Origin of the sequence: Rothia sp. P7181, from assembly GCF_048513015.1 — a bacterium.
Taxonomy (GTDB): Bacteria; Actinomycetota; Actinomycetes; order Actinomycetales; family Micrococcaceae; genus Rothia.
Genome location: NZ_JBLXXZ010000015.1, coordinates 1 through 21,737, shown reverse-complemented (window position 1 = coordinate 21,737; position 21,737 = coordinate 1). Strand labels below are relative to the sequence as shown.

General features: G+C 46.9%; 20 protein-coding genes, 1 tRNA gene and 1 riboswitch. Of the genes, 20 read left to right on the top strand and 1 reads right to left on the bottom strand.

The window, feature by feature from the left end; translation table 11 throughout:
- Positions 1-5 precede the first annotated feature (5 nt).
- The 3 genes from ACN08Z_RS07530 to ndk are packed head-to-tail and all read left to right on the top strand — an operon-like array spanning position 6 to position 2,337.
- Complete coding sequence (locus ACN08Z_RS07530; RefSeq protein WP_419103917.1) at positions 6-1,430, top strand: bifunctional folylpolyglutamate synthase/dihydrofolate synthase; 1,425 nt, start codon at positions 6-8, stop codon at positions 1,428-1,430.
- Positions 1,430-1,870, top strand: a complete 441-nt coding sequence (locus ACN08Z_RS07525; RefSeq protein WP_419103916.1) for a DUF4233 domain-containing protein — start codon at positions 1,430-1,432, stop codon at positions 1,868-1,870. The genes ACN08Z_RS07530 and ACN08Z_RS07525 overlap by 1 nt, the downstream gene beginning before the upstream one ends.
- 50 nt (positions 1,871-1,920) lie before the next feature.
- A complete protein-coding gene (ndk, locus tag ACN08Z_RS07520; protein WP_419103915.1) occupies positions 1,921-2,337 on the top strand; it encodes a nucleoside-diphosphate kinase in 417 nt (138 codons plus the stop codon).
- A gap of 93 nt (positions 2,338-2,430) precedes the next feature.
- Here the strand turns inward: ndk and ACN08Z_RS07515 are convergent, their stop codons facing one another.
- Entirely contained in the window at positions 2,431-3,075 is a 645-nt protein-coding gene (locus ACN08Z_RS07515) for a vitamin K epoxide reductase family protein (protein ID WP_419103914.1), read from the bottom strand.
- 461 nt (positions 3,076-3,536) lie between these two features.
- On the opposite strand from ACN08Z_RS07515, the gene ACN08Z_RS07510 reads away from it, so the two are divergent.
- From ACN08Z_RS07510 to ACN08Z_RS07430, 17 genes are all read left to right on the top strand, one after another.
- Positions 3,537-6,539 (top strand): Rne/Rng family ribonuclease, encoded by a 3,003-nt coding sequence (locus ACN08Z_RS07510; RefSeq protein WP_419103913.1) that lies wholly within the window; start codon positions 3,537-3,539, stop codon positions 6,537-6,539.
- 168 nt (positions 6,540-6,707) lie between these two features.
- Positions 6,708-6,802, top strand: a riboswitch (TPP riboswitch).
- Entirely contained in the window at positions 6,796-8,397 is a 1,602-nt protein-coding gene (locus ACN08Z_RS07505; protein ID WP_419103912.1) for a bifunctional hydroxymethylpyrimidine kinase/phosphomethylpyrimidine kinase, read from the top strand. It overlaps the preceding riboswitch by 7 nt.
- A 237-nt stretch (positions 8,398-8,634) precedes the next feature.
- Entirely contained in the window at positions 8,635-8,946 is a 312-nt protein-coding gene (gene rplU, locus ACN08Z_RS07500; RefSeq protein ID WP_419101641.1) for a 50S ribosomal protein L21, read from the top strand.
- 51 nt (positions 8,947-8,997) lie between these two features.
- Complete coding sequence (gene rpmA / locus ACN08Z_RS07495; protein WP_419101340.1) at positions 8,998-9,255, top strand: 50S ribosomal protein L27; 258 nt, start codon at positions 8,998-9,000, stop codon at positions 9,253-9,255.
- Between the two features lie 174 nt (positions 9,256-9,429).
- Complete coding sequence (obgE, locus tag ACN08Z_RS07490; protein ID WP_419103911.1) at positions 9,430-10,983, top strand: GTPase ObgE; 1,554 nt, start codon at positions 9,430-9,432, stop codon at positions 10,981-10,983.
- Between the two features lie 172 nt (positions 10,984-11,155).
- Positions 11,156-11,389: a hypothetical protein gene (locus tag ACN08Z_RS07485; RefSeq protein WP_419103910.1), complete on the top strand. Its 234-nt coding sequence runs from the start codon at positions 11,156-11,158 to the stop codon at positions 11,387-11,389.
- Between the two features lie 55 nt (positions 11,390-11,444).
- The gene (gene nadD, locus ACN08Z_RS07480) at positions 11,445-12,146 is read left to right on the top strand and encodes a nicotinate-nucleotide adenylyltransferase (RefSeq protein ID WP_419103909.1); all 702 of its coding nucleotides are present in this window, start codon (positions 11,445-11,447) and stop codon (positions 12,144-12,146) included.
- 242 nt (positions 12,147-12,388) lie between these two features.
- Positions 12,389-13,639 carry a hypothetical protein gene (locus tag ACN08Z_RS07475; RefSeq protein ID WP_419103908.1) on the top strand — a complete coding sequence of 417 codons (1,251 nt, stop codon included), beginning with the start codon at positions 12,389-12,391 and terminating at the stop codon, positions 13,637-13,639.
- Positions 13,640-13,703: 64 nt separating this feature from the next.
- Positions 13,704-14,138, top strand: coding sequence for a ribosome silencing factor (gene rsfS, locus ACN08Z_RS07470; RefSeq protein WP_419103907.1), 435 nt, complete (start codon positions 13,704-13,706; stop codon positions 14,136-14,138).
- 186 nt (positions 14,139-14,324) lie between these two features.
- A tRNA-Ala gene (locus ACN08Z_RS07465) sits at positions 14,325-14,400 on the top strand.
- A 242-nt stretch (positions 14,401-14,642) separates the two neighbouring features.
- A complete protein-coding gene (locus ACN08Z_RS07460) occupies positions 14,643-15,089 on the top strand; it encodes a hypothetical protein (protein ID WP_419103906.1) in 447 nt (148 codons plus the stop codon).
- Positions 15,090-15,172: 83 nt separating this feature from the next.
- Positions 15,173-16,261 (top strand): App1 family protein, encoded by a 1,089-nt coding sequence (locus tag ACN08Z_RS07455; RefSeq protein ID WP_419103905.1) that lies wholly within the window; start codon positions 15,173-15,175, stop codon positions 16,259-16,261.
- A 556-nt stretch (positions 16,262-16,817) separates the two neighbouring features.
- Positions 16,818-17,042: a glutaredoxin-like protein NrdH gene (gene nrdH / locus ACN08Z_RS07450; RefSeq protein ID WP_419101333.1), complete on the top strand. Its 225-nt coding sequence runs from the start codon at positions 16,818-16,820 to the stop codon at positions 17,040-17,042.
- A 70-nt stretch (positions 17,043-17,112) separates the two neighbouring features.
- Positions 17,113-17,580: a class Ib ribonucleoside-diphosphate reductase assembly flavoprotein NrdI gene (gene nrdI / locus ACN08Z_RS07445; protein WP_419101332.1), complete on the top strand. Its 468-nt coding sequence runs from the start codon at positions 17,113-17,115 to the stop codon at positions 17,578-17,580.
- Positions 17,577-19,730, top strand: a complete 2,154-nt coding sequence (gene nrdE / locus ACN08Z_RS07440) for a class 1b ribonucleoside-diphosphate reductase subunit alpha (RefSeq protein WP_419101639.1) — start codon at positions 17,577-17,579, stop codon at positions 19,728-19,730. The genes nrdI and nrdE overlap by 4 nt, the downstream gene beginning before the upstream one ends.
- Positions 19,731-19,836: 106 nt before the next feature.
- Complete coding sequence (nrdF, locus tag ACN08Z_RS07435) at positions 19,837-20,835, top strand: class 1b ribonucleoside-diphosphate reductase subunit beta (RefSeq protein ID WP_419101638.1); 999 nt, start codon at positions 19,837-19,839, stop codon at positions 20,833-20,835.
- Between the two features lie 200 nt (positions 20,836-21,035).
- A partial coding sequence (locus tag ACN08Z_RS07430) for a lipoate--protein ligase family protein (RefSeq protein ID WP_419103904.1) occupies positions 21,036-21,737 on the top strand: 702 nt, incomplete at its 3' end.

Sequence of the window (21,737 nt, the reverse complement as noted above, 5' to 3'; positions counted from 1 at the left end):
AAAACATGGATTCTCAATCCTTGTTGAACACCTCAAACGCCGTAGATACTTCTACTGAAGATACCTACGGCGTTGAGGGCGTTTATCAAGAGTTACTCTCTCGCGCCCCTGAAAATGCGATGGCGCCGAGGCTTAATGCGGTTCAGGACGCTTTAGATATTTTGGGTGCGCCTCATCAGGCGGCTCCCGTTATTCATATCACCGGCACGAACGGTAAAACCTCAACAGCACGTATGATTGAGCGTTTATTGATGGCTCATGATTTACGAACAGGGCGGTACACTAGCCCGCATCTGAGTAAAGTAACAGAGCGTATCAGTATTGATGGGCATCCGGTATCTGATGAGACGTTCGTGCGCATCTGGCAAGAGATTCGTCCTTATCTGGATATAGTGGATGCACAGTTGAGTGCTGCTGGTGAGCCTCGTATCACCTATTTTGAGGCACTTACGATTCTTGCCTTCGCCATTTTTGCTGATGAGCCAGTAGACGTTGTTGTTCTTGAAGTTGGTATTGGTGGAGTGTGGGATGCTACGAATGTTGCGCAAGCTCAAGTTTCTGTTGTAACACCTATCTCCTATGACCATACTGATATTTTGGGGCAAACATTAGCTGAGATTGCTGCTGAAAAATCAGGGATCATCAAAGAGCATGGGATGCTCATTAGCGCTGTGCAAGACCCAGAAGCTGCTCAGGTTCTCTTAGAACGGGCGCAAGCAGTTTCTGCTGGGTATCGTTTTGAGGGTGTTGAATTCGGTGTTCTTGACCGTCGTCCAGGTGTTGGCGGTCAGATGGTCGATATTCGTGGATTAGCGGATACCTATACTGATGTTCCTGTTCCTCTCTTTGGTGAACACCAAAGTCAAAATGCTGCGGTAGCTATCGCTGCGGTTGAAGCATTTTTAGGAGGGGCGGAAAAACCTCTCAACGTTGAGCTGATTCGCCAAGGATGGGAGGAATTAACTTCTCCCGGACGTTTAGAAGTTCTCAAGACTGCTCCGACAATTATTCTTGATGCCGCCCATAACCCTCACGGTATTCGGGCTTCTGCCCACGCTTTTAAAGAATCTTTTGCTGTCGGTTCTTTGGGCATCGTGATTGGTGTTTTGGGGGAGAAGGATGCCGTGGGCATCTTTGAAACAATTCGTGAAGAATACTTTGATTCTGCTGATTTTCAGACGAAGCTATACCTCACTGCATCTGACTCTGCTCGGGCCATTGACGTAGACACTCTTAAAGATATGGCTCTTGATGCTGGGCTTTCAGAGTTCGATCTTCAGACCTATGAGCGTCTTGACGATGCTTTGAGCGCTGCTGTCGATCAGAGCCTAGAACATGAAGAACACGCTTCAGCCATCCTGATTACTGGTTCCATTACGGTCATCGGGCAAGTGCGTTCTTCGTGGTTGCCTGATGGGGAAGGATTATAATGGTTCGTTTGACGAAGGCTCAGCGTCAGTGGCGCCCAGGGCAGGTGAAGAAACCAAGCTCTATCAAGGTGATGTTTTCTTCTACCGTGCTAACATTGGAGGCTTTTGTAGCGTTCTTTGCAACATTGGCAATTTTTGGATTGAATTTCAATAGCCCTCTCCTCTATAAAATCATGATTTGGGTGTTAGGGCTTGCCTTAATTGGTGCGTTTTTAGCTGCGCCAGCATTTTTGCGTAAACCATGGGGCTATACCTTTGGGTGGGCCTTGCAAGGTTTATTGATTCTTGCTGGTGTGGCGTTACCGTCATTAGTGTTCATCGGGTTGTGCTTTACGGCTGCGTATTGGTATGCGGTACGTACCGGTGAACGTCTTGACCGCGAGAATAAAGAGCGTGAACGTGAACAGCTTGAATGGGAGAAACAACAGAAAAACCTGTAACCCCTGTTACACTAGGTGCAAGATGTTGCTTCACAAGGAAGGTTCCGTTCATGAGCGAACGTACTCTGATTCTGATTAAACCTGACGGTGTCAAACGTCAATTAGTGGGGGAGATTCTTCATCGTATTGAGCGAAAAGGATACACTCTAGCTCAGATGAAAATGATCACGCCCACTGAAAGTCTTTTGGCGCAGCACTATAGTGAACACCTTGAAAAACCGTTTTACCCAGCGCTTTTAGAGTTCATGCTCTCTGGCCCAGTGGTAGCAGCGGTCTTTGAAGGTGAGGACGTCGTAGAAGCTATCCGAACTATCATGGGACCGTCTAACCCCGTCAGTGCCCCTGCCGGAACGATTCGTGGAGATTATGGACGCGCATGGAGCACCTCCGTGCAACAGAACCTCATTCACGGCTCAGACTCCGTAGCATCTGCAGAACGCGAGATTGCTATCTGGTTTAATTCCTAAACCAGTATTGTGCTAACACCTAAGAGCGGGTGGGGAGAACCAAATTTTGGTTCTCCCCACCCGCTCTTGTCTGTCGGTGTTGATCAAGAAGTTTTAGAACATCCCGAGAATGATGTCGGAGAATCGGATAAAGATAATTCCGAAGATGAGAACAAAAACTAAAACAATAGCAAACCATGACCACCCAGCTACCGTCTCACGCAGGTGAAAAGGCGCCGGTATAATTCCCGCAATAATATTTCGTGCAGTAATCTTCCCCATCATAATGATTTGGGTAACCCACACAAACATACAGAAAAGACACAAAGCATTGATTTTGAACGTGGTGTTATACCAGAGCCAAAAAACGAAGACTGTTGCTAACAAATGCCCGATGTTCATTGCTAACCAATACCAGCGACTAAAACGAGCACCAGCCAAAATAGCGGTGCTAATCGTCAGAACAATGGCATAACCTACTAACCCAATAAACGGATTAGGAAACCCAAAAGCCTCAGCATAGGGGGTGCGCATGACCGTACCACAATTGAGCAAGGCATTAACATCACATGAAGAAACATGCGAAGCGTCAATATAAATTTGTAGACGTTCAAAAACAAGCATGCACGAAGACACGAAAGCAATAGCACCAGCAACAAGCACCAAAAAGGCAAGGCGACGGTCAAAACTTGCCTGCTCTGCGTCGCTCATTGTTATGGGGCCGTCGTCGATGAGTTTTTCTTCTGGAGTATAGGTCATGGGATTCTCCACACGGGGTACAAAACGTTAACTATCCTACTGTGTGAAGCTAAGTATTGGCTTTTCTTTTCTCGAAAGAATGCTTTAAGGGCACCGATTTTAGGAAGTATATGAGAGAATGAACATTGGTAGTCTTCTGCCCGCATACAGAAGTAGCTATCCAGTAGGTGGTACCGACACCGCGTTAATCAGATGAGACATAGCGCAATAAAAGTTCAGTGCGTAACGCACAGACTCGGGGAAACTACTGGCTCAGCTCATCGCGTGAAAACCTGCAATATGCCTTCAGACGTGTTCTAAGGTAAAGAAACAACACGCTAGAACTTGTATCAGACAACGAACAATAGCGTTGCTATAGCGTTTGAAACGAGCCGAGCAAGAATAAGCTTTTGTGAGATTTTCTCACCTGAAGCGTAAGAGCTAAATGCGGTTAGTTCCTTATGCAGGAGAACGTACATACTATGAGTGAAAACATCAAACATGATGTTGAGGTGAACGAAACCGAAGCGGATTCACCATCATCACAAACCACCCCAGAAGACAACTCGTTAACACCGGAAACAGAAGAGACTTCAACAGTAGAAGAGACCTCAGAAACTGAAACGGAAAACCACGAGACTGAGGACGAAAACAGCTCAGAACCTGCTAAGACCCCTGAAGAAGATTCTTCTGAAACAGAACCTGAGCCAGAAGAAAAACCTCAGCCTAAAACACAAAAAGAAATTCTCGCAGAAGAACTCAAAAACCTTACCGCTGCAGCTTCAACCTCAAACCTCTTATTCTTCTCACCAAACCTTGAAGAAATCGCTGAAAAAGCTCGTGCAGAACGTGAAGCTCGCCGCGAAGCACTCGAAGCAGAACGCCGTCAACGCCGACTCGCAGAAATCACTCTTGACGATGACGAAGTCACCTCACGTCGCCGTCGCCGCCGTCGCCGCGGAGAACAAGACATCGAAATTGAAGGTGGCACCGAGGGCGATCCAGAAAATACCGTCACCAAGGTACGCACCCCACGCCTATCAGACTCACACACTACAAACCGTGTCACCGGAGTACGTGGCTCTACCCGTCTTGAAGCTAAGAAAATTCGTCGCCGTGAATCACGCCATTCAGGGCGCCGTCAGCGCGGCATCACCGAAGCAGAATTCCTCGCACGCCGTGAATCTGTTGAACGACAGATGATTGTTCGACAAAAAGACGACAGAATCCAAATTGGTGTTCTCGAAGACGGCGTACTAGCAGAGCACTTTGTCTCAAAAACTCAACAAGATTCTCTCATTGGCAACGTCTACCTTGGTAAGGTTCAGAACGTTCTTCCTTCCATGGAAGCAGCCTTCATCGACATCGGACGTGGACGAAACGCAGTGCTCTACGCCGGCGAAGTTAACTGGGATGTCTCCGGATTAGAAGGTACTCCACGAAAAATTGAAAACGCCCTCAAATCAGGCGACTCCGTACTCGTACAAGTTACGAAAGACCCTGTAGGCCATAAGGGCGCTCGCCTAACAAGTCAGGTATCGTTACCAGGACGTTTCTTGGTGTACGTTCCTGGCGGCTCTATGACCGGCATTTCCCGTAAACTACCGGACACCGAACGCGCTCGTCTTAAGAAAATTCTCAAGGATAAACTCCCTGAAGGTGCCGGCGTAATCGTCCGAACTGCAGCGGAGGGAGCTTCTGAAGATGAGCTCACCCACGATATCAACCGTCTACGCGCCCAATGGGAAGACATCAAGAAGCTTGCTGAAGCGCCTAAGACTCTGGCTCCTGAAATGCTGTATCAAGAACCAGACCTCACCATTAAGACTGTTCGTGATGTCTTTAACGAAGACTTCAGCGCCATGGTTGTACAGGGAGACTCCGCATGGGACTCTATTGAAGCGTACTTAACCTACATGGCACCAGACCTTGTGGACCGTCTACAACGCTGGGATAACGAAGAAGACGTTTTTGAGCACTACCGTATTGAAGAACAACTTCATAAAGCTCTCGATCGTAAAGTTTTCTTACCTTCTGGCGGTTCTTTGGTCATTGACCGTACCGAAGCGATGACGGTTGTTGACGTTAACACCGGAAAGTTCATCGGCTCTGGCGGAAACCTCGAAGAAACCGTTACAAAAAATAACCTTGAAGCAGCTGAAGAGATTGTTCGTCAGCTACGTTTGCGTGATATCGGCGGAATCATCGTCATTGACTTCATCGACATGGTTCTAGAATCAAACCGTGAATTGGTTTTGCGTCGTCTGGTAGAGTGCCTTGGCCGTGACCGCACCAAACACCAAGTTGCTGAAGTGACATCTTTGGGTCTGGTTCAGATGACACGTAAACGCATGGGAACTGGGTTACTTGAAGTGTTCTCCGAAGCCTGCGAGAACTGCTCTGGACGTGGACTACTTGTTCATGACCAACCTCTTAAAGGACGTTCTGGCGGTGCTTCAGATTATATCCACCGTTATGAGCGTACTGATCGTGAAGATCGTCGCCGTGCTCGTCATCAGAAATCAGCACGTATTCGTGAATCTCATGCTGAGGCCCCTGCAGAAGAGTCCAACCTCGAACACGATCATCGTGAAGAGTCTCGTCGCGCTGCCGTTGCGTCTATCGCTGCTGCAACGCACGAGCATGAAGCTTCTGAGGACGTTACAGAGTCTAAGAGCTCTCGTAAGCGAAAGCGTCGTAAACCATCACGTCGTGATGTAGAAGTGAAGAACGTTGAGCAGGTAGAAGACTCCTCATCAGAGCTAGTACTTACTATCGGTGGTGAAGTTGTTGAACTTCCTCATGCTCATGAGCAGGTAGAGGAACAAGAATCGTCAACTGAAGATTCTTCGTTTACTTTAGAATCTTTAGAACAAATCTTTGATTCTAAAGAAAGACAGAGCTCTGTTTCTGAGGACACTGCTGAACAAGAATATGATGAAAATCTTTCTTCTCGATTCACTCAGAACTCTGAACGTTTAGCGGCGATTCGAGCTGGAGAAGCTCGAGCGAGAGCAGCGCAAAAAGCTGGTCGAGATGTCCAACGTAAAGATGAGCAAGACTCATCTCAGAAAGAGGAGACTCCCGTCAAGCGTCGTCGTTCTCGTCGGGCATCTGCACCGGTTTCGTCTGCTGGTTCTTCGGTAGCGGTGAGCGTTTCTGACATCTCTAAAGAACAAGAAGCCCAGCAGTCTCTCGTAACTGGTGTTGCACAACCTGGACGTCAGCAGAGTATCGAAGAAAAAACTGTTCAGGAAGTAACCACTCCCGAGCATACACCAGCACCTCGTAAACGTCGTTCGCGTCGAGCAGTGAGCACTGGTGTGGGTTCTGAGGTGCAGCGTCAAGAACTTTCAGAAGGGCATGCTGCTAAAAGTATTGTTGCTTCTGTTGCAGAAGTACCAACAATCTCAGAACATGAGGAGCATACGGTCATGCTCGGTGTTGGGGTTTCTGCCGACCAGATTAAACGTGAAGGACGATAATCTCATCGTCTCCGCGGTGTGATAAAAGATGGTGTGTTCTATACAGAGCACACCATCTTTTGTTTTGCTGTAAAGAAGAGTCATAATCGCTGTCTTTGCTGAAAACTCTAGCCGTCAGAGTCTATTTTTCCTAGGCTGGTTTAAGCACTTCTACCATAGGTGCATGAATATCAGGACACGGGGTGCTCTTTCATAAGAGCTGAGAAAAACCCGCAGAACCTGCTCTTGTTAGTACAAGCGAAGGGATGTCGATTTTATGGGCGACACTTTAACACCGCATCAACTTTCTATTCAAACACGCGAATATCCGAGAGTGCTGACCATCGCGGGGTCTGATTCTGGTGGTGGTGCGGGAATCCAAGCCGACTTGAAATCTATTGCAGCGCATGGTGGGTATGGTATGAGCGCTATTACTGCTTTGACTGCTCAAAACACTCGTGGTGTGCAACAGGCTTTTTTTCCTCCGGCACAGTTCTTATCTCAACAATTAGAGGCACTCAGCTCTGATATCGATATTGACGCTGTCAAAATTGGCATGTTAGGCACTTCTGACGTCATTGCTGCTGTGCGTTCATGGTTGCAAAAATATCGTCCTCCCGTTGTGGTTCTAGACCCTGTTATGGTTGCTACAAGTGGAGATTCTTTAGCTGAAGAAGACTCGGTAGCAGAGCTTTCTTCATTGTTTCCTTATGCTGATGTCATCACCCCTAATGCGCATGAGATGGCTGTTCTGCTAGGTGAAGAATCTACTGAACAATGGTCAGTTTTATGTGAGCAGGGGCAGCGTCTAGCTGATTGTTATAAAGTCGCGGTTCTTGTTAAAGGTGGACATTGTTCAGGGGAGAGAACTTCTGATGCGCTGATGATGCCAGGTCATAGTGAACCAGTATGGGTTGGTTCTTCTGAACGTGCACAGGTTCGTACCACACATGGTACGGGGTGTTCTTTTTCTGCTGCTTTAGCGACTGAGCTTGCGCGTACAAGGTGCTGGCAGACTTCTCTAGAACGCGTTAAACGGTGGATTACGGGAGCTATTAACAACGGTCAAAGACTTGAGGTTGGTGGCGGGAACGGGCCGATTGATCATTTTTATCATGTTCATTCTGTGATATCTGAACAAAGTGCACGAGTTAGCGATGTCGATAAATATTTGCTACAGGCTCAAGACCTTGACATGGTGCGTTTGCGTGAGAGCTTTTCTGAATACGTCTGGGAGTTGAGTACCTCTATCAGAGAACAGGTTAACAGCTGTCCTTTTGTTGAAGGTCTTGGTGACGGCTCTCTACCTCAGGATGCTTTTATCTATTATTTAGACCAAGATGGTTTATATCTTAAGGAATATTCTCGTGCTCTAGGGCAGGTTAGTATTCGTGCAACGGACACTGAGTCACGGATGTTCTTTGCTCACGGTGCAGTTGAAGCTGTTGAGGTTGAATCTGAGTTGCATCGCCGGTGGGTGAGTCGTTTTAGGGATTCTGCGTATGTTACGGGGATACCCAGTACGACAACAGAGGCCTATACTGATTTTCTTTTAGCGCGCACCATGGAAAGTTATGGTGTGGGTGCCGCTGCTGTTCTCCCGTGTTATTGGTTATACGCTGAGATTGGAAAAAACCTATACTCTGCCTATCAAGAGTATGTGGGGGAGCACCCCTATGGTGAATGGCTTGAGGCGTATTCTTCAGAAGAGTTTCAAACATCAGCCCATCAGGCTGTGAACTTCGTCAATAAAATAGCTAGAATGGTGTCGGATGGCGAGCTGATTTCCATGAAAAATGCCTTTTTGAGAGCTTGTTGGCTAGAGCTTCGTTTCTTTGAAGAACCAATTTCGGCGTGTCACTTGCCCTTGCGGGGGTAGTTGTCGTAGTCTTGTCTTTCGGTGCTTCTTAAGTTCGTTTTACACGTTCGAGCCTAAGATAGCTACCACTGGTAGGAAACTACTAGATATAGCTCGATGAGCGCGAATCCTTAGAAAGCTCAAGATTCAACGAGAAATCTTCTCAGAGTCTTGTTGCACTACATGTTTTGGTACCAGGATCTGCGCTCTTTCGAAAAATTGTTCAATATAAAGACGTCGAGAGAAGTGAGTTCCCAAGTGGCATACGCGATTGTCCGCGCTGGCGGCCGCCAGGAAAAGGTTTCCGTAGGAGACCTCGTTACCCTTGACCGCGTCGCTGGCGAGCCCGGTAGCACCATTGAGCTACCTGTACTGCTGCTGGTAGATGGGGACAAGGTCACTGCAGATGCAAAGACCCTGGCTTCCGCCAAGGTAACTGCTGAAAAGATTGAAGACCTTCGCGGTCCTAAAATCGTTATTCAGAAGTACAAGAATAAGACCGGTTATAAGAAGCGTCAGGGCTTCCGCGCAGAGCTTACTACCGTTAAAATCACTGCGATTAACGCGTAAGTTCAGAACGTCCCGGATTTTCACATAATCTTTTACCTAAGGTAGGCACAGATGGCACATAAGAAGGGCGCAAGCTCCACCCGCAACGGCCGTGACTCTAACCCCCAGTACCTCGGTGTTAAGCGCTATGGCGGTCAAACCGTCAATGCAGGCGAAATTATCGTCCGCCAGCGTGGCACCCATTTCCACCCCGGCAACAATGTTGGCCGCGGCGGAGATGACACTCTGTTTGCTTTGGCAGCAGGTCAGGTTGAGTTCGGTACCCGTAAGGGCCGTAAAGTTGTCAACATTCTCGAAGTAGCTGAGTAATCTTAACTATTACGGAATGAATAAAAGAGGGCATGCACAGCTTGTGTTTGCCCTCTTTTGCATATAGTAAGCTATTAACCTTTAGAGGTATAGCGTCCAATACCGAGAGACTATTTCCCCAACCGATGAAATATATAAGAAATAGCCGCTCAAAGAAATAAGGAGAATTTTTTCGTGGCAGAATTTGTTGACCGCGTTGTACTGCATGTATCTGGTGGCCATGGTGGCAACGGTTGCGTATCTGTTCGTCGCGAGAAATTCAAACCATTAGGCGGACCGAACGGCGGTAACGGCGGTAACGGCGGAGACGTCATTCTCACCGTTGACGGGCAGTCCACCACCTTATTGGAATATCATCACACCCCACACCAGCGTGCCCCTCACGGAGATATTGGACGTGGAGATATGCACCACGGTTTCAACGGGGAAAATCTCGTACTATCAGTACCTGAAGGAACCGTCGTCAAAGATAAAGATGGCAATGTTCTTGCAGACTTATTACATATTGGTGATGAGTTTATTGCTGCTCGTGGGGGACAAGGCGGACTGGGAAATGCTGCCTTAGCATCTGCAAAACGTAAAGCACCAGGCTTCGCTCTATTAGGTATCCCCGGTGAAGAACGCGATATTGTTCTTGAACTGAAATCAATTGCAGATATTGCCCTCGTAGGATTCCCCTCTGCCGGAAAATCTTCTCTGATTGCAGCCATCTCTGCTGCACGTCCTAAAATTGCTGACTACCCTTTCACTACTTTGATTCCCAATTTGGGCGTAGTACAAGCCGGTGACGTGCGGTACACGGTAGCAGACGTTCCCGGTCTTATCGAAGGCGCTTCAGATGGCAAAGGGCTAGGACACCGTTTCCTACGCCATGTTGAACGTTCTTCTGCTCTCGTCCACGTCATTGACTGTGCCACCTTGGAACCGGGACGTGACCCCATCTCTGACTTCGACATTATTCGCGGTGAACTTGAAAACTATGAAGTTGATCCTACCGCTGGTGTGACAGTTCCTTTGCATGAACGTCCTCAAATTATTGTGCTCAACAAAATTGATGTACCTGAAGCTCGTGAACTAGCTGATTTTGTGCGTCCTGAGTTTGAAGAGCGTGGTTACGAAGTATTTGAGATTTCTACGGCATCACACGAGGGTCTACGTCAGCTTACCTTTGCGATGGCAAAACTCGTACAAGAAGACAGAGACCGCAGAGCTGCAGAAAAAGAACAAGCGGGCGAAGACGTTGCGGTTATTCGTCCTAAAGGATTCCGTCACCGTAAACAGCAAGAATTTATGATTCGTCGTGAAGAACGAAATCTTGAACCTCTCTTCCGCGTCATTGGCAAAAAACCTGAAAAATGGATTCTGCAAACAGATTTCAACAATGATGAAGCTGTCGGATACCTTGCCGACCGTTTTGCTCGTCTTGGCATTGAAGAAGAACTCTTTAAACAAGGTGCCCGCGCCGGGGACGCTGTCGTCATTGGTGAATCGAACGATTCTGTTATCTTCGATTGGGAGCCTACGATGGTTGGTGGTGCAGAACTTCTGACATCTCCTCGTGGAACCGACGTACGTCTTGAAGAAATCGTTCGTCCGACTCGAGCTGAAAAACGTGCTGAGTATAAAGACCGCATGGATGCTAAAGCTGCTGCTCGTGCAGAGCTTGAAGCAGAAAGAGTTGCAGGGGTTTGGACTGAATCCGTGGACGCTAAGAAAAAGAACAACTAGCCGTTGAGTTTTCTTTGCTGTACGCAGGGTCCAATCTCTGAGCGGAGAATTGGCTAAGATTCTATTTTCTCATTGGTGTTATCTCACATTAAGAGTGAGATAACAGGTAGCATATGAGTGGGCTTTGAGCCTGCACCACACAATCATTACTTTGATGGAAGGAACTTCGAATATGCGTGAGGCACTAATTTTAGCGAGTGAGCACGGCGAACACGCGGAACATCTTGTATACGGCATTCCAACCTATGTGTATTTAGCATTGGCGGTTATCGCTTTTACCGTGATGTTCTTTATCTGCATTTCTTTTAGCGGTCGTGGTATTGTTCGCCCTGAGCACGGACCTAATCATATTGGTAGCGATGAAGTTGAAGCGCTCGCTGATTATCACGCAAAGCATAGTCATTAGAGCTGCATCTTTGGCTCAAGAGATATAAAGGATATAGCTCTGGAGCTGATGAGGCATGATGTTCACGTCAAGGAGTCCTGTGCGTCAGGAAAATACTGGTCAATCAGCCCCAAAAAATATGCTTTCTCGTGTTCCTGGTCGTACCCGATTAGGAGTTATGGGTGGTACTTTCGACCCCATTCATCATGGTCACTTGGTGGCAGCTAGCGAGGTTGCTGCTCGTTTAGATTTAGATGAAGTAATGTTCGTTCCGACGGGGTTACCTCTTCAGAAAAGTAAGCAGCGGACGGTAACCCCTCCCGAGGATCGTTATTTGATGACGGTTATTGCGACCGCTTCTAATCCTACGTTTACGGTGAGCCGGATTGATATAGACCGGGCGGGCCCTACGTACACGATTGATACGCTAACAGAGTTGAAGGAACAACGCCCCGATTGTGATTTGTTCTTTATTACTGGTGCTGATGCTATGAATCAGCTTCTGACCTGGAAAGATTCGGATAAGTTGTGGGACCTCGCGTTTTTTGTGGGGGTAACACGCCCTGGTCACGAACTTGAAAAACCAGAAATTGACCAAGAAAACTATATCTTGATGGAAGTTCCTGCATTGGCGATTTCTTCAACCGATATTAGGGATAGAGCGATGGCGCAAGCACCTATTTGGTATCTGGTTCCTGATGGAGTTGTCCGTTATATCGATAAACATCATTTATATGATGGAAAATCTTTGGATGAGAAGAACATCGCCGAGCGGTAAAGAAGAACCGTACCTGCGTACTATCCCATAAAAAAAGGGCTGTGTCGCCATAAGATTTATATTATTGGTTCCTTTTACAGTTCAGTATTACGTAAGAGAATAAACAAGACACCAACACAAAAGTAGCGGTTGTTCTTTTAAGATGAACATATAATGAGATAAAGATCGTGCCGCACTGTATTAGTTGGTAAAATCTTCAAAAGAATATGATTTATTCGATGCTAATAGTTTGAGGGGAATCAGTGACAGAACATAACGCTGAGGAACAGAAAGATTCATTGGAGGACTCTTACCTCTACGAATCCTTTGTGACCGAAGACGGAATTGAGGTTCCGCCTCCTACTCGCCCCATGGGGCCACGCCGTCTTGCGCGTTATCGTATTGATGCTGCAGCGTATTTGCGTGCTTTACGTGATGGGACTGAACTACCTGAAGAGACTGTCGCATATATGCCAGTTGCCCATGTGGGGTCAGGCGAAGCGTCGATTAGTGATGAGGCTTTGTCTGTTCAACAACGCTTCTCTGCACTAGCTGAACAAGGCGATATTCACTCTCATGATGATTTAAGCGGTGAACAGTTCACTGGTGAGAACGACACACGTGCAGATGTTGGTGTGATAGCTACTGCTCTAGGTGAAGAGGTTTCTTCTTTGCCCTCAGATGGGGAGCAGGCAGAGGCTCCTGACGTTCCTGCGCATGCTGTCTCTGCAAGTGACTATTCTTTTGCTGAAGATGAACTGGTGAGCGCAGAAGAATTTGAAGAGAGCGAAGCGGTCGATACAGCAGAAGCTGAGGCGGATAACTCCTCCGTATCAGAAACTCCAATCGAAACTGCGTCTGAAAACGAGCGAGAAGAACAGCCTGAAGAGCAAAGTTTGCCGAAGCCTGTCGCGGCAGTAGATGCTCACGGCTTAGATTTGGAATCTTGTGGTTACCATGTCCCAGAAGAGACCCTTGCTGATACTGAAGAAGAAACCTTACCTGCTGAACAAGCAGTAGACTCTACTGCGGCTATTCCGTGGGAGGGTAGTTTGACCTCTGCAACAGAAGAAGACGCAACTGCTGAAGCCTCAAGCACCACGGAAAATACTGTGGCACCTCAAGACACCGTAGAATCTACGGGTGAAACATCCTTTGGTGCTCTGCCTGTTGTTGCAAAAGATACTTCCTTTGAATCAGTGAATTTTGCTGACGATGTTGCCTCTATTGCCCAGAAAACAGCTAAGAGTCAAGATTCTGTTGCCGATAGCTCTGCTATGACACAAGAAACGATGAGTATTCGTGAACAGCTTGCTGCTTCAAGCGCCAAATACAACAATGATTCTTCTTCGTTAGTAAATGCTGAAGAATATGAGAACACAGACTATTCAGCGTTATCAGCATCTGAGAATACAGAGAATGAAGTAGAGTCTTCCTCTAAAGTGTGGCTCTTTATTTTGCTGGCTCTTGTTCTTGCGGCTGTTATTGCTGTATGGTTTGTATTCTTTCAATAATTTTTATCTCAGATGATTCGTGTCCTAGATTTTCACTGGATGCGAAGTGTCATGAAAGGACACGATGACTGCTTCCCCTCGATCTGTCGAAGCATTAAAAATTGCGGCTCAAGCTGCTGAGGATAAGCAAGGAACAAACCTCTTTGCTGTAGATACTGCCGAGAGAATGGGCCTTATTGACGGCTTCCTCGTTGTCTCAGCGCATAACGAGCGTCTTGTTAACGCCATTGTTGACGCGGTGGAAGATGACCTTCGTGAAAAAATGGATATGAAACCCGTTCGCCGTGAAGGTCGTTCTGGCGGACGTTGGGTTCTTCTAGATTTTGAAGATATCGTGATTCATGTTCAGCATGAAGAAGACCGTGCTTTCTATGCTCTTGATCGTTTATGGTCTGATGCTCCACGTATTACTCTTGGACTAGAGAGCGAAGCACCCGTGGTAGAAGAAACGATTGATCAAGAAAAAGATCAACAAATGATTCGTGAAGACGAAGGCTAACATCTGAGGCCGTATTTCTTGCAGAGGTTAAACATAGCGCAAACACATAGTTTGAGATGTTTAGCTTCTGTAAGAAAAACGATGAGTCAAAAGAATCATGGCAAAAATCTACTCAAGATATTTGCCTCCTATCTTTTCTGTCGTGTATGATGGATGAGTACTTTGGTACAAGAAAAACTTATATATGGGGATATGGCGCAGCTGGTAGCGCACTTGCATGGCATGCAAGGGGTCAGGGGTTCGAGTCCCCTTATCTCCACCACTGAGATGCTGGCTTGGATACAATCCAAGCCAGCATTTTTTATCCTCAGGAAGGGGACAGCGCAGCTTTGCTGGTGCACATTTGAGCCAAGACCGAGCATCAAATCTGATAGGTTTACGGAGCATAGCATGTTAGGGGATACCTGAAGAGAAAACTTTACCCCACAAAATTTATTGACGAACTGTCGCAAAATACCTGAAATATACCCCGTCTTTTACTCGGAACACGCTATATTTTTGGGTATGGCTAATAAATCAGTTTTCGCTTCAATTGCATTGGTCGCAACGGCTCTACTTAGTGGTTGCGCTGAAGGATCAGTTCCTGGTCTTACCATCGAAAAGACCTCAGGTTTCGAAGAAAATCGCGACTTTGTGGTTATTGAGACAGAAGTGGTCACTGGCAATGCAGAAATCGGTGAAAAGCCACAACCTGGTACAGCGCGTTTCTTTATCGATCAGAAAGAATTCTCTGGCAACGAACATTCTTTTGGCGCAGAGCCAACCTTCTACCGAGTTAACGCAGACGACATCCATGACTTATCAGGTCATGTTATTGCGGTATCTGTTTATGCTAAAACACCTGAAGAGACTGTTCGGTGCGCTATCAAATCGATGGGAATTTTTGAGCCTGTAGAATCTGCTGAAGCAGAAGGTAAAGGGTCTGCTCATTGCGTCCTGACAATGCACTAAAAGAAAAACTTTTTAATGGTGTGAAGGTTCGTTATAAGACGAATCTTCACACCATTGTTTCGTTAATGTGAAAAACTAGAGGTATGGATTCATTAGGTACTCAAGATCTGCGCCAGATGGCCACCGAAGCCGCTGATGGTGCTGCTCATCTGGGATATCGTGTGGCGGGTTATATCCACCAATGGAGAGAAAAGCGAGCTCGCAAGGCAGCTAAAGAGCCCGTATTCGTTCCCAGCGTTGGCTATGGCACAACACGCTGGATTCGTGTCTTAGGGCGAGCGCTCTACAAAACTGACCTCTTTGAAAAGTTTTTTAATGCGGGGCATGATGATGCGCCCGAACAAAAAATTCGTGGTTGGCGTTCTTTCACCGCGATAGCGATTGCTCATGCCGAAGTGTCGGTTCAGATTGGTTCACAGATATTCTTACTCAGGACAGATCGTGGTGGTGTACTTGATGCGCAATTAGAGATTTCTCTCGAGCCTGGTTTACATCGGGTAACCATGTCAGTTCTTGGGGGAGAGAGCGCAGAAACAACCGTGTATGTTGTTCCTCCAGAACAAAAAATTGGTGTTATTTGCGATGTTGACGATACCGTCATGGTAACGGCTCTGCCTCGTCCACTCTTAGCTGCGTGGAACTCCTTTGTTCTGAATGAGCACGCGCGTATTCCCACTCCCGGTATGTCCGTTCTTTTAGACCGTATACACCGTGAACATCCTTATGCCCCTTTCATGTACCTATCAACAGGGGCGTGGAATGTAACGCCTACGTTGCAACGTTTCCTATCACGTAATGCTTACCCTAAAGGGACGTTTCTTTTAACGGACTGGGGGCCGACCCCTCAACATTGGTTCCGTTCCGGTACAGAACATAAGGTGGAGTCGCTTAAGCGTCTTGCTGCAGAATTCCCTGAGATGAGGTGGATTCTTATTGGGGACGATGGGCAGCGAGACCCCGAAATTTATAACGGGTTTGCTGTGCGTTACCCTCAGAACGTTGCTGCTATTTTGATCCGTAATCTGACGATTGGCGAGTCCGTTCTAGCCTCGGGACGAGTGTGGGGAGATAGCCGCGCTCAAGAAATTACTAAAGGTAAGAGCTGGTCTGAAGCTAATGATGGGGCGAGCCTTATCCGCGAATTGCAAAATAGAGGGATTCTCAAAGATTAGAAGCATGGGGATTTTGAGCTACCTGCTATTTTTGATGCTTTGAGCCATATTTGAAGGCTTTAGAAGAGGGTGTAAGAAGTTCCTGTAAAAGCCTTCTTGACCCTCAATACGTGACGTGATATTTCGTTCTAGGCGACACACCAAGAGTAAAAAAAGCGTTAAAAATTTCTCTCAGAAGTGCTGGTAACAGCAAAGTTCAGGTTTGGGTTGAATCTCCTCCGTTGAGAATACGGGGCGCATTGGTGACACCTTTTTGCCGGTGTGTTAGAGACCTCCAAAAGGAGGGTGTCTAGACAGGTGTTTAAATGGGATTGTGGATAACTGCCATAAGCCCTATAAATAAGCGAAAAATGCTGTGGATTAAGAAAAATGGTGAGTAGACCACACTATCTAGGGCATCTAGAACTCCTCGCACACTAGATGTAGTATTAATCCGGTCGTTGCTCACCGACTTGATAAACACTGGTCTTCAAAGAGCTCACCACAACGAACCCATAATCTATAGCCCTACGACGAGAACCTATCGCCACCTGCTGGTGATACCAAGGAGATAACAATGTCAGTAACGGTGTACACTAAACCGGCTTGTATGCAGTGCAATATGACATATCGTGCACTAGAGAAAAACGGTATCGAGTACAACATCGTAGACATCACCGAGAACGAGCAAGCACTCGAAGACATCAAAAAACTCGGTTATCTCCAAGCCCCCGTCGTCATCGCTGGAGACCAACACTGGTCAGGCTTCCGCCCAGACCTTATCAGCTCCTTGAGCGCATAAACCTTTGAACCTCGCATCAGTCTGGCTCATCACCGCACCCTAAACCGCATAGATAAGGTTGGAGCTTCTCATGGAACAACAAACACGCGAAGCAGACTCCACCGTGACCACCACATCTGGTAGCCCTCTGGTTGTTTACTTCTCATCGGTTTCTGAAAATACTCATAAATTTATTCTTAAAACGGGGGTTCGAGCCATACGCTTACCCCTAAAAACTAGCGAGGAAACTCCACGAGTACACGAACCGTATGTACTCTGTGTTCCGAGCTATGGCAGACCCGGCGGATCAGGCTCTGTTCCACCGCAAGCCACAAAGTTTCTTAACGTTCCCGAGAACCGTGCTCTAATGCGCGGAGTCATAGGAGCCGGAAACACCAACTTTGGTTCACTCTACTGCGTCGCCGCAGATATTGTGTCAGCAAAATGTCAGGTTCCTGTCCTCTATAAATTTGAGTTGATGGGAACACCCGAAGACGTCACCAACGTTCAAGAAGGATTGGAAAAATTTTGGATTCAAAACTCCCTGTGCCCGGCATGAGCCACGAACCTGGACACGAAGACCCCACCGTGCCAGAAAAGTTCCGCGGACTTGGATACCACGAACTCAACGCTCTTCTCAACCTTTATGATGAAGACGGACAAATTCAGTTTGACGCTGATCGTCAAGCCGCACGCCAATACTTTCTCCAGCACGTCAATAACAACACCGTTTTCTTCCACGACTTGGAAGAAAAAATGGATTACCTCGTCAAACACCAATACTATGAAGAGCGCATCTTTGAGATGTATGACTTCGAGTTCATTAAATCTCTTTCTAAATTGGCGTACTCCAAAAAGTTTCGGTTTCCTACCTTCTTGGGTGCATTCAAGTTTTATACCTCATACGCTCTCAAAACCTTTGACGGTCAGCGCTACCTAGAACGCTTCGAAGACCGCGTAGTGATGGTCTCATTGCTCCTTGCTGAAGGTAACGAAGAACTAGCCGTCAAAATTGTTGAAGAAATCATCTCCGGACGATTCCAACCAGCAACCCCAACCTTCTTAAACGCAGGTAAAAAACAGCGTGGCGAACTCGTCTCTTGCTTCCTCCTTCGTGTTGAAGACAATATGGAATCCATCGGACGTTCCATCAACTCCGCTTTGCAACTATCTAAACGTGGCGGCGGTGTTGCTTTCGCCTTGACAAACCTTCGTGAAGCTGGCGCACCTATCAAAAAGATTGAGAACCAGTCCTCTGGTGTCATCCCCGTGATGAAACTTCTTGAGGATTCTTTCTCCTACGCAAACCAGCTAGGTGCTCGTCAAGGTGCTGGTGCAGTATACCTGCACGCTCACCACCCCGACATCTACTCGTTCCTTGACACCAAGCGTGAAAACGCGGACGAAAAAATTCGTATTAAGACGCTCTCTCTCGGTGTTGTTATCCCCGATATCACTTTTGAGCTGGCAAAGAAGAACGAGGACATGTACCTCTTCTCCCCGTACGACGTTGAACGAGTATACGGCAAACCACTTTCTGATATTTCTGTCACCGAAAAGTACTACGAGATGGTCGATGACGCCCGCATTAAGAAAACCAAGATTAACGCCCGTGAATTCTTCCAAACTCTCGCAGAAGTACAGTTCGAATCCGGATACCCCTATGTCATGTATGAAGACACCGTTAACCGTGCAAATCCCATTGACGGTAAAGTCATCATGTCGAACCTCTGCTCAGAGATTCTTCAGGTATCAGAACCGTCCTATTACAATGCTGACCTAGGATACGAGACCATTGGTAAAGACATCTCTTGTAACCTTGGCTCTCTCAACATTGCGTTGACGATGGACGGCAAAGACATCGGCTCAACCGTTAACGCGGCAATTCGTTCTCTTACCGCAGTATCTGACCTTTCAGATATTCGTTCCGTGCCCTCTATTGAACGCGGTAACTCGATGAGCCATGCCGTGGGACTTGGCCAGATGAACTTGCACGGTTATCTTGGTCGTGAACGCATCAAATATGGTTCAGAAGAAGCTCTAGACTTCACCAATATCTACTTCTATACGGTCACATACCACGCGATTCGAGCCTCAATGGAAATTGCGCGTGAACGCCAAGAAACCTTCGTTGGCTTTGAGAAATCAAAATATGCTAGCGGAGAGTTCTTCCAGAAGTACATCCAACAAGAATGGGAACCTGCAACTGAACGCGTGCGTGAACTTTTTGCAGGACACAGCATCCCCACCCAAGAGGACTGGAAAGCTCTTGCAGCTGATGTTGCACAATACGGTATGTACAACCAGAATCTTCAGGCTGTTCCGCCTACAGGTTCTATCTCATATATCAACGGTTCAACATCTTCTATCCACCCCATCGCATCAAAAATCGAGATTCGTAAAGAAGGTAAGCTTGGGCGCGTCTATTACCCAGCTCCTTACCTTTCAAACGAGAATATCGAATACTATGAGGACGCATACGAGATTGGGTACGAAAAGATTATTGACACCTATGCTGTGGCAACACAACACGTTGATCAGGGTCTCTCGTTAACACTGTTCTTCCGTGATACAGCTACCACTCGTGACGTGAACAAGGCACAAATCTACGCATGGCGTAAAGGCATTAAGACCATCTACTACTCACGTATCCGACAGATGGCTCTTGAAGGAACAGAAGTTGAAGGTTGCGTTTCCTGCATGCTCTAATGTCGCTGTGCGCGCATAAACTATGATGGTGTGGGGTAGTAGCACTCGAACTGCCCCACACCAGAGCAACAACACATACATCACATGAGATTGTGAAGAACAGTTCATCGATAAGGAGAACACAATGATGATGAGCGAAAAGGTGAAACTGATTCACCACGTTGAAGCTATTAACTGGAACCGTATTGAAGACGAAAAAGACCTCGAAGTGTGGGATCGCCTAACCGCTAATTTCTGGTTGCCTGAGAAAGTCCCACTGTCTAACGACGTTCAGTCGTGGAAGACGCTCACTCCTGAAGAACAACAGCTCACCATGCGAGTCTTCACAGGCTTGACTTTGCTCGATACCATTCAAGGTACTGTTGGTGCAGTTTCTTTGCTACCTGATGCTGTGACTTCCCACGAAGAAGCTGTATACACCAACATCGCGTTCATGGAATCTGTCCACGCGAAATCATATTCTTCAATTTTCTCCACTCTTGCTTCAACGAAGCAGATTGATGAGGTATTCCGCTGGTCTGCAGAGAACGAACACTTGCAGAAAAAAGCAAATATTGTGATGGACTACTATCAAGGCGAAGACCCCTTGAAGAAGAAAGTTGCTTCTACATTGCTAGAATCTTTCTTGTTCTACTCTGGTTTCTACCTTCCGATGTACTGGTCTTCTCACGCGAAACTCACGAACACTGCTGATTTGATTCGTCTGATTATTCGTGATGAAGCTGTTCACGGATACTACATTGGTTACAAGTTCCAGCGCGGTCTAGAAAAAGAAACTCCTGAACGTCAGCAAGAACTCAAGGACTACACCTTTGACTTGCTCTATGAACTGTACGAGAACGAAGTTCAATACACTCATTCTCTCTACGATTCTGTGGGCTTGAGCGAAGATGTTAAGAAATTCTTGCACTACAACGCTAATAAAGCGCTGATGAACCTTGGGTACGAAGCAATGTTCCCTGCATCGGTAACAAATGTTTCTCCTGCTATCCTTTCGGCGCTGTCTCCTAATGCTGATGAAAACCATGACTTCTTCTCTGGTTCTGGTTCTTCATACGTTATTGGTAAAGCTGTTAACACCGAAGACGATGACTGGGATTTCTAAACCGTTCTGAATAACATTTAAAAGTTGATGGTGGTGCGCTTTCTGTCCGGTAAGGGCAGAGGGCGCACCACTTTTCTTAATATATGGGGGGGGGAGAGAGACACCGTATCTGTTGTGTTATGTCTCAATGCATGTTCTCTTTCTATCAGCGATGATAGAAAGAGATGATTGCTGGTGTACTAGGTTAAGAGGGCTTTGTCATGCATATTATTTTAGATACCGAACACCCCGGAGAACATATTCATCCGTTCTCAGAGTCTGTGGAGTTCTTGCGCCGTGTGGCTCGAGGTCAAGAGGAACAAACGCTTCGTTTGTATCGTCCTGCCCCCAATATGGCGTTTGGGCGACGAGACAAACATAATCCTTCTTTTGAGGATGCAGCTGAAGCCTCTCGCCGTTTAGGGTTTTTACCGCAGGTGCGACCTGTGGGCGGTCATGCTGCTGCTTATCATGCGGGCTCGTTAGTTATTGATCATTTTGCTCCTTCTGCTGATGCTATTAGTGGGAACAATCGTCGTTTTGAGTTTTTTGCACAATTTTTTGTTCAGGTGCTTTCATCCTTAGGGTTTTGTGCAGAAGTGGGTGAGTTACCGGGGGAGTATTGCCCTGGAGAATATTCAGTGTTTATCCATGCTGGAGAAGGAGAGCGTCTCAAAATTGTTGGTACAGCTCAGCGCGTTGTTTCTGGCGCATGGTGGTTTAGCACAGGGATCGTGGTAGAAGATTCTGCTCCGTTGAGAAAAGTTACCGCAGAAGTCTACCGGCATTTAGCGATACCTTTAGAGCCGAATACTGTCGGGGCGTTGAGCGATGTTATTCCTCAAATCAAGGTTGAAGATGTTGAGGACGCTGTCCTTGAAGGGTACGAGAAGTTCTGGACAGAAAGCATTATTGAATCCCGT

What these genes read in the sequence shown, in the direction of transcription:
- ACN08Z_RS07530 (WP_419103917.1), top strand. Translation starts at nt 6, where the DNA reads ATGGATTCTCAATCCTTGTTGAACACCTCAAACGCCGTAGATACTTCT.
- ACN08Z_RS07525 (WP_419103916.1), top strand. Translation starts at nt 1,430, where the DNA reads ATGGTTCGTTTGACGAAGGCTCAGCGTCAGTGGCGCCCAGGGCAGGTG.
- ndk (WP_419103915.1), top strand. Translation starts at nt 1,921, where the DNA reads ATGAGCGAACGTACTCTGATTCTGATTAAACCTGACGGTGTCAAACGT.
- ACN08Z_RS07515 (WP_419103914.1), bottom strand. Translation starts at nt 3,075, where the DNA reads ATGACCTATACTCCAGAAGAAAAACTCATCGACGACGGCCCCATAACA.
- ACN08Z_RS07510 (WP_419103913.1), top strand. Translation starts at nt 3,537, where the DNA reads ATGAGTGAAAACATCAAACATGATGTTGAGGTGAACGAAACCGAAGCG.
- ACN08Z_RS07505 (WP_419103912.1), top strand. Translation starts at nt 6,796, where the DNA reads ATGGGCGACACTTTAACACCGCATCAACTTTCTATTCAAACACGCGAA.
- rpmA (WP_419101340.1), top strand. Translation starts at nt 8,998, where the DNA reads ATGGCACATAAGAAGGGCGCAAGCTCCACCCGCAACGGCCGTGACTCT.
- ACN08Z_RS07485 (WP_419103910.1), top strand. Translation starts at nt 11,156, where the DNA reads ATGCGTGAGGCACTAATTTTAGCGAGTGAGCACGGCGAACACGCGGAA.
- nadD (WP_419103909.1), top strand. Translation starts at nt 11,445, where the DNA reads ATGATGTTCACGTCAAGGAGTCCTGTGCGTCAGGAAAATACTGGTCAA.
- rsfS (WP_419103907.1), top strand. Translation starts at nt 13,704, where the DNA reads ATGACTGCTTCCCCTCGATCTGTCGAAGCATTAAAAATTGCGGCTCAA.
- ACN08Z_RS07460 (WP_419103906.1), top strand. Translation starts at nt 14,643, where the DNA reads ATGGCTAATAAATCAGTTTTCGCTTCAATTGCATTGGTCGCAACGGCT.
- ACN08Z_RS07455 (WP_419103905.1), top strand. Translation starts at nt 15,173, where the DNA reads ATGGATTCATTAGGTACTCAAGATCTGCGCCAGATGGCCACCGAAGCC.
- nrdH (WP_419101333.1), top strand. Translation starts at nt 16,818, where the DNA reads ATGTCAGTAACGGTGTACACTAAACCGGCTTGTATGCAGTGCAATATG.
- nrdI (WP_419101332.1), top strand. Translation starts at nt 17,113, where the DNA reads ATGGAACAACAAACACGCGAAGCAGACTCCACCGTGACCACCACATCT.
- nrdE (WP_419101639.1), top strand. Translation starts at nt 17,577, where the DNA reads ATGAGCCACGAACCTGGACACGAAGACCCCACCGTGCCAGAAAAGTTC.